The organism is Gordonia sp. CNJ-863 (assembly GCF_001942325.1).
Lineage (GTDB): Bacteria > Actinomycetota > Actinomycetes > Mycobacteriales > Mycobacteriaceae > Gordonia > Gordonia alkanivorans.
In genome coordinates this window covers 208,397-224,812 of record NZ_MKKG01000022.1, presented here as the reverse complement: position 1 = coordinate 224,812, position 16,416 = coordinate 208,397, and the positions used below count along the sequence as shown (strand labels likewise).

Below are 16,416 nucleotides of genomic sequence, written 5' to 3'. Positions count from 1 at the left end.
GAAGGATGAACACCGGTGTTGCAACACAGTTGCAACGGGTACCTTGGGATACGACATGACGGTCATTACTGAAAGCCGCATCACCAGCGTGGTGCGGGCGGCAGAGGCGCTGCTGTCACACCGCGCCGGTTCCTCCGTAGTCCTCGACGACCCGGAGGACCTCGGTGGTAGCGGCCGTACGACGGTGGTTCGGGTGAGGGTGGCGCAGAACCCCCTCAGCCTGGACCGTTCGCTGGTGATCAAGGCGCTGCCCGAGCACGAGGACCCGCAGGCGTTCCACCGGGAGATCGCCTCGTACAAGTACGCCACCGCGCTCCCGAACGAGTCGCGGCCGGGCCCGCAGCTGATCGCCTCCGACCCCGACCTGCGCCTGATGGTGCTCTCCGACCTCGGGCACGGCCGCTCGATGCTGGAGTACCTCGACGGCGTCGACCCGGTGGAGACCTCCCGCGCGGTGAGTGCCTGGGGCCAGGCCCTGGGCCGCATGCACGCCGCCACCGTCGGCGGCGAGATCGACTTCGACGCCCTGGTCCGCCGCGGCAGGTCGGGCACCGAGGGACGCGACATCCTCCGGGACGAGGCCCGACGCTCCGTCGAGGCACTGGCCGGACACGCCGCCGCGCTCGGCGTGCAGGTGCCGGACCGCGTCCTCGAGGCACTCGAGACCGCGGCCGCCCTGTTCGACGACGGTGAGCACCGCGCATTCAGTCCGTCGGACGTGGGCCCCGAGAACATCATGCTCAACGACGACGGCGTGCAGTTCATGGACTACGAGTGGGGCGGTTTCCGCGACGCCACCCTCGACATCGCGTACGCGGTGGTGACCATGACCGCCCAGCTGCCCGCGCGCGCCGCGGCACGTGCCACCGACCTCGAGGTGTCGATGGTCGACGCCTGGCGGTCGGAGGTGAACCCGATCTGGCCGGCCCTCGCGCACGAACGCGAGATGCAGCGCAAGGTGCTCGTCGCCCGGCTGCTGTGGGTGTGGCTGTCGACCGCGTGGATGTTGCCCGCCGACACCGACCTCATCGCCACGGAGAACGCGGTCGGTGCGGACTCCGACGCGAGCCTCGAGATGACCTCGTTCGACCCCGAACTGCAGGGCTCCGCCGCGGGCACCCCGACCGAGAGCACCGGCGGATTCACCCACGACTGGGCACTGCACACGAACGATCCGCGTGTACTCGTGTCCCGCTGGACCGACCTCGCGGCCGCCGCCGGTCGCGCCGGTGAGGACGCGATCGCCGACTTCGCGACTGCAACGGGTCTCGCGTTGCAGCGCATCTGGATGGCCTGATCGGCTCGTGGACGGATTGTTCGACCCGCCCGTGGATCCCCGGGCCGGAGCCGGTGGGCCGACGCCCGGCGCCGACGGCCTGACCGCGGCACCGAAACCGACGGCACCGCTCGCGGTCCGCATGCGTCCGCAGACCCTCGACGAGATCGTCGGCCAACAGCACCTGCTCGGGGACGGCTCGCCGCTGCGTCGCCTGATCAGCGGCGTGGGCGCGGCGTCGGTGCTGCTCTACGGCCCGCCCGGCACCGGCAAGACGACGATGGCGTCGCTGATCGCCCGCGCCACCGGCGGCCGGTTCGAGGCGTTGTCCGCCCTGTCGGCGGGAGTCAAAGAGGTGCGCGCCGTCATCGACGTCGCCCGTCGCCGGCTCATCGACGGTCAGCAGACCGTCCTGTTCATCGACGAGGTCCACCGCTTCTCCAAGACCCAGCAGGACGCTCTGCTCGACGCCGTCGAGAACCGGATCGTGCTGCTCGTGGCGGCGACCACCGAGAACCCGTCGTTCTCCGTCGTCGCACCCCTGCTGTCACGGTCCCTCGTGTTGCAGTTGCGGTCGCTGACCGACGACGACATCCGTGAGGTCCTCACCCGGGCCGTCGCCGACCCGCGGGGCCTCGACGGGCAGGTCGAGGTGACCGAGGCCGCCTACGACCACCTGGTCGCGGTCGCCGGCGGCGATGCCCGGCGGGCCCTCACCGCGCTCGAGGCCAGCGCCGACTCGGCCACCCACGTCGACCTCGCCGACGTCGAGACCGCGATCGACCGCGCGGCGGTGCGCTACGACCGCGACGGCGACCAGCACTACGATGTGACCAGCGCGTTCATCAAATCGATCCGCGGCTCCGACGTCGACGCCGCCGTGCACTACCTGGCGCGCATGATCGCGGCGGGGGAGGACCCGCGCTTCATCGCCCGGCGCCTGATGATCCACGCGAGCGAGGACATCGGCATGGCCGATCCCACCGCGCTGCAGACCGCGGTCGCCGCCGCCCAGGTGGTCAACCTCGTCGGCATGCCGGAGGCCAAACTGGCCCTGACCCAGGCGACCATCCACCTGGCGACCGCACCGAAGTCGGCCGGCGTGGTCTCGGCGATCGGCGCCGCACTCGCCGACGTCGAGGCGGGCAAGGCCCGGGCGGTGCCCGCCCACCTGCGCGACAGCCACTACGCCGGTGCCAAGAAACTCGGCAACGGCGTCGCCTACCGGTACCCGCACGACCATCCCGACGGCGTGGTGCCCCAGCAGTACCCGCCCGACGAACTCGTCGGCGTCGACTACTACGAGCCCACCGATCACGGGCTCGAACGTGAGATCGGGCCGCGCGTGGCACGCCTGAGATCCATCGTCCGGGGTGCCGTCACACGTTTCCGATCCCGCTGATCACGCCGGATGTGCCGGGGTATGACGCCCGGGACCGGTTCCGCGACGCGCCGACGGTACTCTGGGATGTCGCGACAACCAACGGCGAGGACGAGACCAACAGTGCAGACGCATGACATCCGGAAGCGTTTTCTGGACCACTTCATCAAGGCCGGCCACACCGAGGTGCCCAGTGCCTCGCTGCTGCTCGACGACCCCAACCTGCTGTTCGTCAACGCCGGCATGGTTCCGTTCAAGCCGTACTTCCTGGGCGAGCAGACCCCGCCGTACGACCGCGCGACCAGCGTCCAGAAGTGTGTCCGCACCCTCGACATCGACGAGGTCGGCATCACCACCCGCCACAACACCTTCTTCCAGATGGCGGGCAACTTCTCCTTCGGCGACTACTTCAAGCGCGAGGCCATCAACTTCGCCTGGACCCTGCTGACCAACAGCGTCTCCGACGGCGGCTACGGCATCGACCCGCAGAAGCTGTGGCCCACGGTCTATCTCGACGACGACGAGGCCGAGGCTATCTGGCGCGACGAGATCGGCGTGCCCGCCGAGCGCATCCAGCGTCGCGGCCTGAAGGACAACTACTGGTCGATGGGCGTCCCCGGCCCCTGCGGTCCGTGCTCGGAGATCTTCTACGACCGCGGCCCCGACTACGGCGTCGAGGGCGGCCCGGAGGCCGACGAGGACCGCTACATCGAGATCTGGAATCTCGTGTTCATGCAGAACGTCCGCGGTCCGGGCGGCGGCAAGGACAACTACGAGATCCTCGGGCCCCTGCCGAAGAAGAACATCGACACCGGCATGGGTGTCGAGCGCGTCGCCTGCATCCTGCAGGGCGTCGACAACGTCTACGAGACCGACCTGCTCAAGCCGATCATCGACCTGGCCGCCGAGCTCACCGGCCGCGCCTACGGCGCCGGTTCGCATGCCGACGACGTGCGCTTCCGCGTGATCGCCGACCACGCCCGCACCTCGGCGATGCTGATCGGCGACGGCGTGCTGCCCGGCAACGACGGTCGCGGTTACGTGCTGCGTCGCCTCCTGCGCCGCGTCGTGCGGTCGATGCGGCTGTTGGGAGCGGGGGACAACCAGGCGACCATGGGCACGATCATCGGCAAGGTCATCGACCTGATGGCCCCGTCGTACCCGGAGCTCGAGACCAGGCGTGCCGACATCGTGAAGGTCGCGGTGGGCGAGGAGACCTCCTTCGCCAAGACCCTCGCCGCGGGCTCCAAGCTCTTCATCGACGCCGCGACCGCCACCAAGAAGTCCGCGAGTACCACCATCACCGGTGCCGACGCGTTCACCCTGCACGACACCTACGGCTTCCCGATCGACCTCACGCTCGAGATGGCAGCCGAGGCCGGGCTGGAGGTCGACCAGGAGGGCTTCACCGCCCTGATGGCCGAGCAGAAGCAGCGCGCCAAGGCCGACGCGACCGCCCGCAAGACCGGGCACGCCGACCTGAGCGTGTACCGCGACTTCCTCGACCGCGGACCCACCGAGTTCACCGGCTTAGACGAACTCGTCTCCGAGGCACGCGTTCTCGGTCTCGTCGCCGACGGCGCCCGGGTGCCCGTGGCGACGGCCGGCCAGGAACTCACCGTGGTGCTCAACCGCACCCCGCTCTACGCCGAGTCGGGCGGCCAGATGGCCGACGTCGGCACCATCACCACCGGTTCCGGTGTGCGCCTGTCCGTCACCGATGTGCAGAAGGTCGGGAAGTCGGTGTGGCTGCACAAGGTCCGCGTGGACGAGGGCGAGATCGAGGAGGGCGACGAGGTGCTCGCCGCCGTCGACACCGCCTGGCGTCACGGCGCCACGCAGGGCCATTCGGGCACCCACATGGTGCACGCCGCGCTTCGCGAGGTCCTCGGACCCGGTGCGACACAGGCGGGTTCGCTCAACCGCCCGGGCTACCTGCGCTTCGACTTCAACGCCAGCGGCCCGGTGACCGAGTCGCAGCGTCGCGAGATCGAGGAGATCTCCAACGCCGCGGTCGAAGCCAACTATCAGGTCAACACCTTCGAGACCGGACTCGACGAGGCCAAGGCGATGGGTGCGATGGCACTCTTCGGTGAGAACTACGGCGACGTCGTACGTGTCGTCGAGATCGGTGGCCCGTTCTCGATGGAACTGTGCGGTGGCACGCATGTCGTGTCGTCGTCGCAGATCGGTCCGATCACCCTCATCGGCGAGTCCTCCGTCGGTTCCGGTGTGCGTCGCGTCGAGGCCTACGTAGGTATGGATTCGTTCCGCTTCCTGTCCAAGGAGCGTGCTCTGCTCGCCGGTCTGGCGTCGTCGCTGAAGGTGCCGTCCGAGGAAGTGCCCGGCCGCGTCGAGCAGCTCGTCACCAAGCTGCGCGATGCCGAGAAGGAACTCGCCCGGGTGCGTGCCGAGCAGGCGCAGGCGGCCGTGTCCGGTCTCCTCGACACCGCGACCACCGTGGGTTCCACGCTCGTGGTCGAGGGGCGTGTCCCAGGACTCGACGCCAACGGACTGCGTTCGGTCGTCACCGATCTGCGGGGCCGGGTCGCCGACCGCCAGGCCGTGATAGCCCTGTTCTCGCCGAGCGGCGACGGACCGGATGCCAAGGTGCCGTTCGTGATCGCCACGACCGCCGCGGCCCGCGACGCCGGGATCAAGGCCGGTGATCTGGTCAAGGAGGTGGCGCCGCTCGTCGGTGGCCGCGGTGGTGGCAAGCCCGACCTCGCCCAGGGCTCGGGAACCGAACCCGGCGGGATCGACGCCGCCCTGTCGCGTATCCGCGAGTTCGTCGGCTGATGCCCATCGACCAGGATCCGCGCCTGCAACGAGGCCGCCGCCTCGGTATCGACGTCGGGAGCGTCCGGATCGGTGTCGCGGTCTGCGACCCCGACGGGATTCTCGCCACACCGGTGGAGACTGTCCGTCGAACACCCTCTGCCACAACCGATCTCGATCGGATCGTGGAACTGGTCGCCGAATACGGGGCGATCGGCGTCGTCATCGGGCTGCCGAAGACGCTGAAGAACACCACCGGGGTCGCGGCGGAGACCGCACGCGCCTTCGGTGATCGACTCGCCGAGCGGATCGCGCCGGCCGAGGTGCATTGGCAGGACGAACGATTCACCACCGTGACCGCGCAGCAGGCGCTGCACGCGAGCGGCCGGACGGTGAAGTCATCACGAGGAGTCATCGACCAAGCCGCGGCGGTCGCTATCCTTCAGGGATGGCTGGATGCGCGACGGTGAGTCCGATGATCCCTCGACAGAGTCGGGAGGGGAGCCGGCGGTGACCGAAGAACGGCGTCGCACGCGACACCGGGACAGCCAGGGACGCCGTGCCGACGCGCACCAAAGCGGTGCCGAGGGTATGGATCCGGAGCGTCTGCGGTACTTCACGCAGCCCGGCGAGGGTGCGTCACACACCCGGCATCGTCGCCGGCGTGCAGCCCCGCCCGCGCAGCCCGGCGAGCCCACGCCCCCGGCCCAGAGTGGCCGGCCGGGTGGGATTCCGGGACGTGCGCAGCCCGTCCGGATTCCGCCGGGCGGTCAACCCCCGCAGCCGCCGCGTGCACAGCAGGCACCTCCGCCGCCGGCCCCCCCGCGCCGGCCCGAACCGGAATACGTCGAACCCCGGTACGACGACCATGAGTTCAGCGACGTCGACGCCCAGCCCGCGTACGACGAGCCCACCTACGACGAGCCTGCGTACGGCGAGCCCGCACACCCCGAGCCCGTGGCGACGACGCCGCGTGGACCGCGTGCGCGCGACGAGGACGACTGGTGGCCGGGTGCCGACGACGCGGAGCCGGCCGCGGCGCCACGACGCCCGCGCCGACGCAACCGGGAGAACCAGAAGAAGCGTCGCGTGGTGCTGGCACTCGCCATCGTGTTCATGCTCGCCCTCGTCGGCGGCGTCGGCTACTACGGTCTGCGTTCCATGGGAGTCCTGGAGTCGCGCAAGGACTACACCAACACCGCCGGTGCCAGCGACGTGATCGTCGACATCCCGGAGAACTCGACCCTGTCCGACTTCGGCCGGATCCTGGTCGACGCCGATGTCGTGGGCAGCGTGCGCGCCTTCATCGACGCCGCGGACGGTCAGCCCATGTCCGGCGGCCTCTACAAGATGCGGACCCAGATCCCGGCATCGACCGCAGTGGAGATGCTCACCGACGACAGCGCCCAGCACCGCGTCGGACGGGTGGTGATCCCGCCGGGTCTGCAGCTCGACTCCAAGACCGGCATCGACGGCAAGATCACGCCGGGCATCTTCCAGCTGATCCAGGACGCGACGGCGACCGAGGTCAACGGTCAGCCCGAGGGTGTCACCGTGGCCCAGCTCGAAGAGGCGGCCGCCACCTCGACCCCCGAGGCCCTCGGGGTGCCGGACTGGGCGAAGGAGAACGTGGCGTCGATGACCGGCGACCACCGCCGCGTCGAGGGCCTGATCGCGCCCACCACCTGGGAACGCGTCGAACCCGATCACACCGCGGTGCAGATCCTCAACGAGATGATCTCCAAGAGCGCGGTGATGTTCGATCAGTGGGGTCTGGTGGACAACAACAAGTCCGGACTGTCGCCCTACGAGACGCTGATCGCCGCGTCGATCGTCGAACGCGAGGTCCGGCACGTCGAAGATGCGCCGAAGGTCGCCCGCGTCATCCGCAACCGGCTCGACGAGGATCAGCGGCTCGAGATGGACTCGACGCAGAACTACACCGCCGCCGTCACCAACATCGATGTGCACGGTGAGGCCTACAAGGCGGACAACGAGTGGAACACCTACCGCTACAAGGGTCTTCCGCCGACCCCGATCGCGGCCGTCGGTGTCCCGGCACTCGAGGCGATGCTCGACCCGGCTCCGGGTTCGTGGTTGTACTTCGTCACCGTCGACACCGCGGGCACCACGCTGTTCGCGAACACCTTCGAGGAACACAAGCGCAACCGCACTGTCGCCTGCAAGAACAAGCTCGTGTCGACGGGATGCCAGTGAGCCGTTCGCCGTACGGTGACCGTCGCCGGGCGGCGGTCCTCGGTTCGCCGATCGCGCATTCCAAGTCGCCTGCCGTCCACCTGGCCGCCTACCGGGCGCTCGGTCTCGACGGCTGGACCTACGACCGGATCGAGTGCACGGCCGATCGGCTGCCCGAGATCGTCTCCGGCGCGGCACCGGAGTTCATCGGGTTCTCGGTGACCATGCCGAACAAGCTGGCCGCCCTGGACTTCGCGACCGAACGGACCGAGCGGGCCGAACTCGTCGGATCGGCGAACACGCTCGTCCGCGTCGACGACGGCTGGCGGGCCGACTGCACCGACATCGACGGCATGACGGGAGCGCTGGCCGAACTCGGCGTCGACACCGACATCGCCGCGGGGGCCGCACCCGACGCGGTCGTGGTCGGCGCGGGCGGCACGGCGCTGCCGACCGTCATGGCGCTCGCCGAGGTCGGCGTCTCGACGATCTCGGTCGTCGCGCGCGACGCCGGCCGGGCCGCGTCCGTCCTGGAGTTGTGCGAGCGCCTCGGCATCACCGGTGAGGTCGTCCCCTTCGACGCCGGGACTGTGCTCGAAAACCGTTGCCGCGCTGCGTCTGTGGTGGTGTCGACGGTGCCCGCACCGGCCGCCGGGACGCTAGCGCCCGCAATCGCCCACGCGGGCAAGGTCGTCGACGTGATCTACGACCCCTGGCCGACGCCGCTGGCGGCCACCGTCGAGGCGTCCGGTGGACTGGTCATCGGGGGACTGGTCATGCTGCTGAACCAGGCCTTCCGTCAGGTCGAGCTGTTCACCGGGCTCCCGGCACCCCGCGAGGCGATGACGCAGGTGCTCATACCCAACGCCTGAGGCTGTGGAGACCGTCCGCGATCCTGCCCGGATGCGCGCGATGCTCGGCACATGGCCGAACCCGCGATCCTGCTCTGGTTGCTCACGATCGCCGTCACCGACGCACGCACCCGGCGCATCCCCAATGCGATGGTCTGGCCAGGACTCTGCGCGGTGGCTGTCGTCGCCGTCGCCCAGCCCGCCGTGGGGCTCGCCGCAGCGGCTGCCGCGACGCCGTACCTGCTGACGTTCACGGCCGGGTGGTGCGGCGGCGGTGACGTGAAGCTCGCCTTCGCCTGCGGCGGTCTCGCGCTGCGCTGGGACACCGCGATGATCATGGTGGCGTGCGCCTCCCTCGTGGCGCTGATGATCGCCTGGTGAGCATCGGGCGTCGCGGATCGACGGGGGGACACGCACATGCCCCCGCGCTCGTCGGCGCGCTGATCGTCGTGTCCGATCTGGCCTGACGGCGCCCGCCCCACGACCGCTGTCGGGGAGTTGTGGGGCACATGGAACAATTGATCACTGTGCTGCGCTGGATAACTGCCGGAGAATCCCACGGACCCGCCTTGGTCGCCCTCGTCGAGGGCATGGTCGCCGGGGTCGAGGTGACCTCGTCGGACATCGCCGAACAGCTCGCCCGCCGTCGCCTCGGCTACGGCCGCGGCGCGCGGATGAAGTTCGAGGCCGACAAGGTCACCGTGATCGGTGGCGTACGCCACGGTCGCACGATGGGTGGTCCGGTGGCGATCGAGATCGGCAACACCGAATGGCCCAAGTGGGAGACCGTCATGTCGGCCGACCCGGTCGATCCCGCCGAACTCGAGGGCAGCGCACGCAACGCGCCGCTGACCCGTCCGCGTCCCGGTCACGCCGACTACTCGGGCATGCTCAAGTACGGCTTCGACGACGCCCGTCCGGTCCTCGAACGCGCCAGCGCCCGGGAGACCGCGGCCCGCGTCGCCGCCGGCACCGTCGCCCGCAACTTCCTGCGTCAGGTCTTCGGCATCGAGGTCGTCTCGCACGTCATCTCGATCGGCGCGAGTGATCCCTATGTCGGTCCGCCGCCGCGCTTCAGCGATCTCGAGGCCATCGACGCCAGCCCGGTCCGTGCCTTCGACGCGGCCGCCGAGAAGTCGATGATCGACGAGATCGAGGCCGCCAAGAAGGACGGCGACACCCTCGGCGGCGTCGTCGAGATCGTCGCCACCGGAGTGCCCGTCGGGCTCGGCTCGCACGTCAGCGGCGAGACCCGGCTCGATGCACGTCTGGCCGCCGCCCTCATGGGCATCCAGGCCATCAAGGGCGTCGAGGTCGGCGACGGCTTCACCACCGCCCGCCGCCGCGGCAGCGAGGCCCACGACGAGATGGTCCCCGGACCCGACGGCGTGCTGCGCTCGACCAACCGCGCGGGCGGCCTCGAAGGCGGCATGACCAACGGCGAGGACCTGCGCGTCCGCATCGCCATGAAGCCGATCTCGACGGTGCCGCGCGCCCTGTCGACGGTCGACATGGAGACGGGGGAGACCGCCAGCGCGATCCACCAGCGCTCCGACGTGTGCGCCGTGCCCGCGGCCGGTGTGGTCGCCGAGGCCATGGTGGCGCTCGTCGTCGCCCAGGCGGCGCTGGACAAGTTCGGTGGCGACTCGGTCGCCGAGACCGCCGCCAACCTCGGTGCCTACCTGACTGCCGTCCACGCGCGCCCTCCGCGCCCATGACCCAGACGCCGACCCCCACACGGGCGACCACGGGGCGACGCCCCAGCGCCGTGCTGATCGGCTTCATGGGCGCCGGCAAGTCGACCGTCGGGCGTCTGCTTGCCGACCGTCTCGGGGTCGACTTCGTCGATACCGACATCGAACTGGTCCGGCGGACCGGCCGTAGCATCCCGGAGATCTTCGAATCGGACGGTGTCGACGGCTTCCGCACGATCGAGGAGAACGTGGTCTGCGACGTCCTCGACAACCACGGCGGGGTGGTCTCGCTCGGCGGGGGCGCGGTCACCACGGCGGGTGTCCGCGATGCCCTGGCCGATCAGCGGGTGGTCTTCCTGCGCGTCAGCCCCGAACGCGGTTACGAGCGGGTCTCCGGCACCGACCGGCCGCTGCTCGCCACCGAGGACCCGGCCGCCCGCTACGCGGAACTGCTCGCCGAGCGCACCGAGATCTATTCGTCGGTGTGCACCTTCGAGGTCGACGCCGACGCAGCTCCGGAAGCCGTCACCGACGCCATCGTCGCCGAACTCGCCCGCGAACTCGACGTGAGGACACCAGAATGACCGACATCGAACCCGTTGCGATCCGCGTCAACGCGGGTGCGCCCTATGACGTCACGATCGGCCGCGGGCTGCTCGGCGAGGTCGCCGAGGCCGCCGCCGGCGCCGACCGCATCGCGATCCTGTATCAGCCGCCGCTGAACAAGACCGCCGAGCAGATCCGGGAGTTCCTGGCGGACAAGGGCTTCGACGCCCACCGCATCGAGATCCCGGACGCCGAGGCGGGCAAGGACCTCTCGGTCGCCGCCTTCTGCTGGGAGGTCTTCGGCCGGATCGGTCTCAAGCGCAACGACAAGGTCATCAGCCTCGGCGGCGGTGCCGCGACCGACGTCTCCGGATTCGTCGCGGCCACCTGGATGCGCGGCATCGGCGTCATCCACGTCCCGACCACGCTGCTGGCGATGGTCGACGCCGCGGTGGGCGGCAAGACCGGCATCAACACCGAGGCGGGCAAGAACCTCGTCGGCTCGTTCCACGAACCCGACGCGGTCCTGATCGACATCGGCACCCTCGAGACCGTGCCGCGCAACGAGATCGTCGCCGGGCTCGCCGAGGTCATCAAGACCGGTTTCATCGCGGATCCGACCATCCTCGACATCATCGAGGCCGACCCGGAGGCCGCGCTCGACCCCACCAGCCCGGTCCTCCCGGATCTGATCCGCCGGTCGGTGCAGGTGAAGGCAGACGTCGTGTCAGCGGATCTCAAGGAGTCCTCACTGCGCGAGATCCTCAACTACGGCCACACCCTGGGCCACGCGATCGAACGCCGGGAGCGCTACCGCTGGCGTCACGGCGCCGCGGTGTCGGTGGGCCTGGTGTTCGCAGCCGAGCTTGCGCGCCTGGCCGGGCGTCTCGACGACGCGACCGCCGACCGTCACAAGTCGGTGCTCGAACTCGTCGGCCTGCCGAGACCTACGATCCCGATGCCTTCGCCGACCTGCTCGAGGGGATGGCGGGGGACAAGAAGAACCGTTCCGGTGTGCTGCGGTTCGTCGTGCTCGACGGGCTGGCCAAGCCGGGCCGTCTCGAGGGACCTGATCCGGGCCTCCTCGCCGCCGCCTACTCGGCCGTCGCCGGCGGGGCGGGCAAGAGCACGTCGGTCCTGCTCTAGCCGCTACTCGGCCAGAAACGAGCGAACCGGCTCTACTGCGCGGTCGCGTCGGCGTGACGGTCCTCGTGGGCCGACCAGTCGTCCTCGGGGGCGTGCTTGTTCTGGTCGCGGCGGATCAGCCAGCGGCCGATGGCTGCGCCGACGAAGGCCGGGACGAACACCAGCAGGGCGGTGAACGAGGCGCCGGCGATCAGCTCGACGAACAGACCGGCCTGGCCGATGCCGGCGAGGACCGTGTTGCCGAGGATCCAGGAGATGAGTCCGGCGATGACACCGGCCATGACACCGGCCTTCAGCCAGCGGACGGTGAGGTCCTCGTAGTCGTCCGGATCGGGATTGGCGCGGGCATCACGGATACCGTCGAAACCGCCCCAGACCAGGGCGATCAGGACGACCGCCGCGATGGTGACGGTGCGCCACACGGTGGAGTTCAGCGGGGCCTCGACCACCGCGACACCGAGCAGGATTCGGGCGAGGACGTGAACGGCGGTCATCGTCAGACCGCGTACCAACCACGAAGACATGCGCGTCATACTACGCATCCGTGCCGTGATCGCCGACACACCCGGTCGATCCGGGCGGTCCAGCGTGCCGGGGTCGCACTGTGCGACGTCCCACCGTAGCGTTGCCCGGGTGCCGATCATCCACGACACAGCAGGCCGGCGAGACCGGCTGCGGAACCAATTGCGTGAACGCGCGGACGCCGAGCAGGTGTCGGCGTTCGTGGTCTCCGACCTCGTCAACGTCCGCTACCTGACCGGTTTCACCGGGTCCAACGCGGCGGTCCTCATCGACGTGTCCGACCCCGCGGAGGACCGGATCGCCACCGACGGCCGCTACCTCACCCAGGTCGCCGCGCAGGTCCCCGACGTCGAGCCCGTCATCGAACGCGCGTGCGTCCCGGCGCTGGTCGCACACGCGCGCACCGCTGGTGTCACCCGCATCGGCTTCGAGGCCGACGCCGAGACCGTCGCCGGCCATCGGGCGCTGACCGCGTCGATCGAGGACTCCGGTGTCGAACTGGTCGGCCTCACCGGCGTCGTGCAGGGCCTGCGGGCCGTCAAGGACGCGGGGGAGATCGCGCTGCTGCGCGCCGCGTGCGCGATCGGTGACGCCGCCCTGGCCCGGATCATCGCCGACGGCGTCCTGCGTGCCGGAACCACCGAACGTCAGGCCGCCCGCGCGCTGGAGTTCGAGATGTACCGCCTCGGCGCCGACGGCATCGCCTTCGAGACCATCGTCGCCGCCGGTGCGCATTCGGCGATCCCGCATCACCGGCCCACACACACCGCGCTGGCCGACGGCGATCTGGTGAAGATCGACTTCGGCGCGGTCGTCGGCGGGTACCACTCCGACATGACCCGCACCTTCGTGTTGCGCCGCGCGGCGGATTGGCAGCGCGACATCTACGACCTCGTCGCCACCGCGCAGGCCGCCGGGCGGTCGGCACTGCGCCCGGGTGCCGAGCTGCGAGAGGTGGACGCCGCCGCACGCGACGTCATCGACGATGCGGGGCACGGCGACCACTATGTGCACGGACTGGGCCACGGCGTGGGTCTCGAGATCCACGAAGCGCCGGGAATCGGCAAACTCGCGGCGGGTACACTGCCATGCGGTGCTGCGGTCACCGTGGAGCCCGGTGTGTACCTACCCGGATGGGGTGGGGTCAGGATCGAGGACACCCTGGTCGTCACACAAGGCGACCCGGAACTGTTGACCACCACCGACAAGACATTCACCGTCATCTGACTGCAAGGGAAGAAACACCACATGGCGACCACCGCCGATTTCAAGAACGGCCTCGTGCTGCGCATGGACGACCAGCTCTGGCAGATCCAGGAGTTCCAGCACGTCAAGCCGGGCAAGGGCCCCGCGTTCGTGCGCACCAAGATCAAGAACGTGCTGAGCGGCAAGACCGTCGACAAGACCTTCAACGCCGGCGTCAAGGTCGAGACCGCCACCGTCGACCGTCGGGACATGACCTTCCTGTACAACGACGGCACCGACTACGTCTTCATGGACGCACAGGACTACGAGCAGTTCGCGCTGCCGCCGGCCGTCGTCGGCGACGGCGCACGCTTCCTGCTCGAGAACATGACCGTGCAGGTCTCGCTCAACGAGGGCAACCCGCTGTTCGTGGAGCTCCCGGTCACCGTCGAGCTCATCGTCGCCCAGACCGACCCGGGTCTGCAGGGTGACCGCTCCACCGGTGGCACCAAGCCCGCCACACTGGAGACCGGCGCCGAGATCCAGGTGCCCCTGTTCATCAACACCGGTGACAAGCTCAAGGTCGACTCGCGTGACGGCAGCTACCTCGGCCGCGTCAACTCCTGAGCTGTGAAACAACCCGGAACCCGACACAAGGCGCGGCGGCGCGCGGTCGACCTTCTCTTCGAAGCCGAGGCAAAGAAGGTCAGCCCTGCGCAGCTCGTCGCCGAACGCCGTGAGTACGTCCGCAGCGACGAGAGCGTCGGCTCGATCCACGACTACACCGCCACGGTGATCAACGGACTCGCCGACGATCAGAACCAGATCGACGCGGTCATCTCCTCCTATCTGCGGGAGTGGACGCTGGAGCGTCTGCCCGCCGTCGACCGCGCCATCATGCGCCTGGCGACCTGGGAGCTGTTCAACTCGCTCGACGTCGACACCATCGTGGTGGTCGACGAGGCGGTGGAGCTCGCCAAGGAGCTGTCCACCGATGATTCGCCGGCCTTCGTCAACGGTGTGCTCGCCAAGATCGCCGAGCTCGCGCCGCAGGTCCGTGCCGCCGCGTCGGCCGAGCCGCGGCCGTCGGGTGACGCCGAGTAGTACCGAAGATCTCATGTCATCGGTCCCGGTCGTGTTCGCGACCGGGACCGCTTGCTGTGGCGCAGGTCGCGGGAATTCGTCTGTCTCGCCACGCGGTGTAAAGTGTCGCGAGACAGACATCCTTTAACGATCCGTCCTGCGAGGCGGAGAAGGAGGTCGGCTTTGGCCAGCCCCGCCCCCAGGGTGCTGCTCGATGCCGCTGACGTGTCGCGCACGATTGCTCGTGTCGCACACCAGGTTATCGAGAAGACAGCACTGGACTCGCCCGACGCCCCGCGCGTCGTTCTCATCGGAATTCCCACTCGCGGAACGTCTCTCGCGACCCGCCTGGGTTCCAAGATCGGCGAGTTCGCCAATGTCGAGGTGCCGGTCGGCTACCTCGACATCACCCTCTACCGCGACGATCTGCGCGGCAAGCCCCATCGCCCACTCGAACGGACAATGGTCCCGGCCGGTGGCGTCGACGGCGCGATCGTGATCCTCGTCGACGACGTGCTCTACTCCGGACGCACGGTCCGCGCCGCGCTCGACGCGCTGCGTGATCTCGGTCGCCCCGCCGCGGTTCAGCTCGCGGTGCTGGTGGATCGCGGCCACCGCGAATTGCCGCTGCGCGCCGACTATGTCGGCAAGAACATCCCCACCGCTCGAGACGAGCAGGTGTCGGTTCACCTCACCGAACACGACGGGATCGACCAGGTCGTCCTGAGTTCCGGCGCCGATGTCGTTGCCGCCGAGGGTGATTCGTGATGCGGCATCTGCTCTCCACGCAGGATCTCAGCCGCGACGAGGCCACCGCGCTCCTCGATGACGCCGAGCGCTTCGAGCAGGCACTGACGGGCCGCGAGGTCCGCAAGCTCCCGACGCTGCGCGGCCGGACCGTCATGACGGTGTTCTACGAGAACTCGACCCGCACCCGCGTCTCCTTCGAGGTCGCCGGCAAGTGGATGAGCGCCGACGTCATCAACGTCAGCGCGTCGAGTTCCTCGGTGGGCAAAGGCGAATCGCTGCGGGACACGGTCAAGACCCTGCACGCCGCCGGCGCCGACGCGCTGATCGTCCGCCACCCCGCCTCGGGTGCGCCCGCCCAGATCGCCGACTGGACCACCGATTCCGACGGTGAGGGCCCGGCGATCATCAATGCCGGTGATGGCACGCACGAACATCCGACGCAGGCCCTGCTCGACGCGCTCACCCTGCGCCAGCGGCTCGGGTCGCTGGACGGGCGTCGCATCGCGATCGTCGGCGACGTCGTGCACTCGCGCGTCGCGCGGTCCAACGCGCACCTGCTGTCGACCCTCGGTGCCGAGGTCGTCCTCGTCGCCCCGCCGACCCTGCTCCCGGCGGGAGTGGGCGAGTGGCCGGTCACCGTCTCGGGCAACCTCGACGCCGAACTGCCCGCCGTCGACGCGGTGATGATGCTGCGCGTGCAGGCCGAGCGGATGAACGGCGGGTTCTTCCCGAGCCCCCGCGAGTACGCGGTTCGCTTCGGTCTCAACGACCGCCGCCTGGCGATGCTCTCCGACGACGCGGTGGTCCTGCACCCCGGCCCGATGCTGCGCGGCATGGAGATCGGCTGGTCGGTCGCCGACTCGCCGAAGGCCACCGTCCTCGACCAGGTCCGCAACGGCGTGCACGTCCGCATGGCGGTGCTCTTCCGCCTCCTCGTCGGCTCCGATTCGGCGGGAGCCCAGCTGTGACACCGAGTACGCCCACCCCCAGCACGTCAGGAGTTCGCAA

The 16,416-nt window shown here is 69.5% G+C and carries 15 protein-coding genes and 1 pseudogene; 15 read left to right on the top strand and 1 reads right to left on the bottom strand.

Annotation, left to right across the window (positions count from 1 at the left end; translation table 11 throughout):
* Positions 1-55 precede the first annotated feature (55 nt).
* The 10 genes and pseudogenes from BJF87_RS12910 to aroB all read left to right on the top strand — a co-directional run bounded on the left by BJF87_RS12910 (position 56) and on the right by aroB (position 11,868).
* On the top strand, positions 56-1,297 hold the full coding sequence (locus tag BJF87_RS12910; RefSeq protein ID WP_042375804.1) for a phosphotransferase: 1,242 nt from the start codon (positions 56-58) through the stop codon (positions 1,295-1,297).
* A 7-nt stretch (positions 1,298-1,304) separates the two neighbouring features.
* Positions 1,305-2,678, top strand: coding sequence for a replication-associated recombination protein A (locus tag BJF87_RS12905; protein ID WP_042375806.1), 1,374 nt, complete (start codon positions 1,305-1,307; stop codon positions 2,676-2,678).
* Between the two features lie 102 nt (positions 2,679-2,780).
* Positions 2,781-5,456 carry an alanine--tRNA ligase gene (gene alaS / locus BJF87_RS12900; protein ID WP_042375808.1) on the top strand — a complete coding sequence of 892 codons (2,676 nt, stop codon included), beginning with the start codon at positions 2,781-2,783 and terminating at the stop codon, positions 5,454-5,456.
* The gene (gene ruvX / locus BJF87_RS12895) at positions 5,456-5,905 is read left to right on the top strand and encodes a Holliday junction resolvase RuvX (protein ID WP_006356961.1); all 450 of its coding nucleotides are present in this window, start codon (positions 5,456-5,458) and stop codon (positions 5,903-5,905) included. Before alaS ends, ruvX begins: the two co-directional genes overlap by 1 nt.
* Positions 5,892-7,652, top strand: coding sequence for an endolytic transglycosylase MltG (mltG, locus tag BJF87_RS12890; protein ID WP_075863285.1), 1,761 nt, complete (start codon positions 5,892-5,894; stop codon positions 7,650-7,652). The genes ruvX and mltG overlap by 14 nt, the downstream gene beginning before the upstream one ends.
* The gene (locus BJF87_RS12885; protein WP_187346501.1) at positions 7,643-8,503 is read left to right on the top strand and encodes a shikimate dehydrogenase; all 861 of its coding nucleotides are present in this window, start codon (positions 7,643-7,645) and stop codon (positions 8,501-8,503) included. Before mltG ends, BJF87_RS12885 begins: the two co-directional genes overlap by 10 nt.
* Before the next feature lie 51 nt (positions 8,504-8,554).
* Positions 8,555-8,863 carry an A24 family peptidase gene (locus BJF87_RS12880; RefSeq protein ID WP_316042964.1) on the top strand — a complete coding sequence of 103 codons (309 nt, stop codon included), beginning with the start codon at positions 8,555-8,557 and terminating at the stop codon, positions 8,861-8,863.
* 128 nt (positions 8,864-8,991) lie between these two features.
* Positions 8,992-10,200 carry a chorismate synthase gene (gene aroC / locus BJF87_RS12875; protein WP_075863284.1) on the top strand — a complete coding sequence of 403 codons (1,209 nt, stop codon included), beginning with the start codon at positions 8,992-8,994 and terminating at the stop codon, positions 10,198-10,200.
* The gene (locus tag BJF87_RS12870; RefSeq protein WP_035751461.1) at positions 10,197-10,760 is read left to right on the top strand and encodes a shikimate kinase; all 564 of its coding nucleotides are present in this window, start codon (positions 10,197-10,199) and stop codon (positions 10,758-10,760) included. The genes aroC and BJF87_RS12870 overlap by 4 nt, the downstream gene beginning before the upstream one ends.
* A pseudogene (gene aroB / locus BJF87_RS12865) lies at positions 10,757-11,868 on the top strand (3-dehydroquinate synthase). The gene BJF87_RS12870 and the pseudogene aroB overlap by 4 nt, the downstream one beginning before the upstream one ends.
* 32 nt (positions 11,869-11,900) lie before the next feature.
* On the opposite strand, the gene BJF87_RS12860 reads toward aroB, so the two are convergent.
* Complete coding sequence (locus tag BJF87_RS12860; RefSeq protein WP_035751690.1) at positions 11,901-12,392, bottom strand: B-4DMT family transporter; 492 nt, start codon at positions 12,390-12,392, stop codon at positions 11,901-11,903.
* Between the two features lie 109 nt (positions 12,393-12,501).
* Here BJF87_RS12860 and BJF87_RS12855 point away from each other — a divergent pair, with 109 nt between their 5' ends.
* The 5 genes from BJF87_RS12855 to BJF87_RS12835 all read left to right on the top strand — a co-directional run bounded on the left by BJF87_RS12855 (position 12,502) and on the right by BJF87_RS12835 (position 16,376).
* Complete coding sequence (locus BJF87_RS12855; RefSeq protein WP_042378404.1) at positions 12,502-13,617, top strand: Xaa-Pro peptidase family protein; 1,116 nt, start codon at positions 12,502-12,504, stop codon at positions 13,615-13,617.
* Between the two features lie 21 nt (positions 13,618-13,638).
* Positions 13,639-14,202, top strand: a complete 564-nt coding sequence (efp, locus tag BJF87_RS12850) for an elongation factor P (RefSeq protein ID WP_035751479.1) — start codon at positions 13,639-13,641, stop codon at positions 14,200-14,202.
* A gap of 3 nt (positions 14,203-14,205) precedes the next feature.
* Positions 14,206-14,679 (top strand): transcription antitermination factor NusB, encoded by a 474-nt coding sequence (gene nusB / locus BJF87_RS12845; RefSeq protein WP_035751481.1) that lies wholly within the window; start codon positions 14,206-14,208, stop codon positions 14,677-14,679.
* Positions 14,680-14,841: 162 nt separating this feature from the next.
* Positions 14,842-15,426 (top strand): bifunctional pyr operon transcriptional regulator/uracil phosphoribosyltransferase PyrR, encoded by a 585-nt coding sequence (gene pyrR / locus BJF87_RS12840; RefSeq protein ID WP_006357196.1) that lies wholly within the window; start codon positions 14,842-14,844, stop codon positions 15,424-15,426.
* On the top strand, positions 15,426-16,376 hold the full coding sequence (locus BJF87_RS12835; protein WP_006357197.1) for an aspartate carbamoyltransferase catalytic subunit: 951 nt from the start codon (positions 15,426-15,428) through the stop codon (positions 16,374-16,376). The genes pyrR and BJF87_RS12835 overlap by 1 nt, the downstream gene beginning before the upstream one ends.
* The last annotated feature ends 40 nt before the right edge of the window (positions 16,377-16,416 follow it).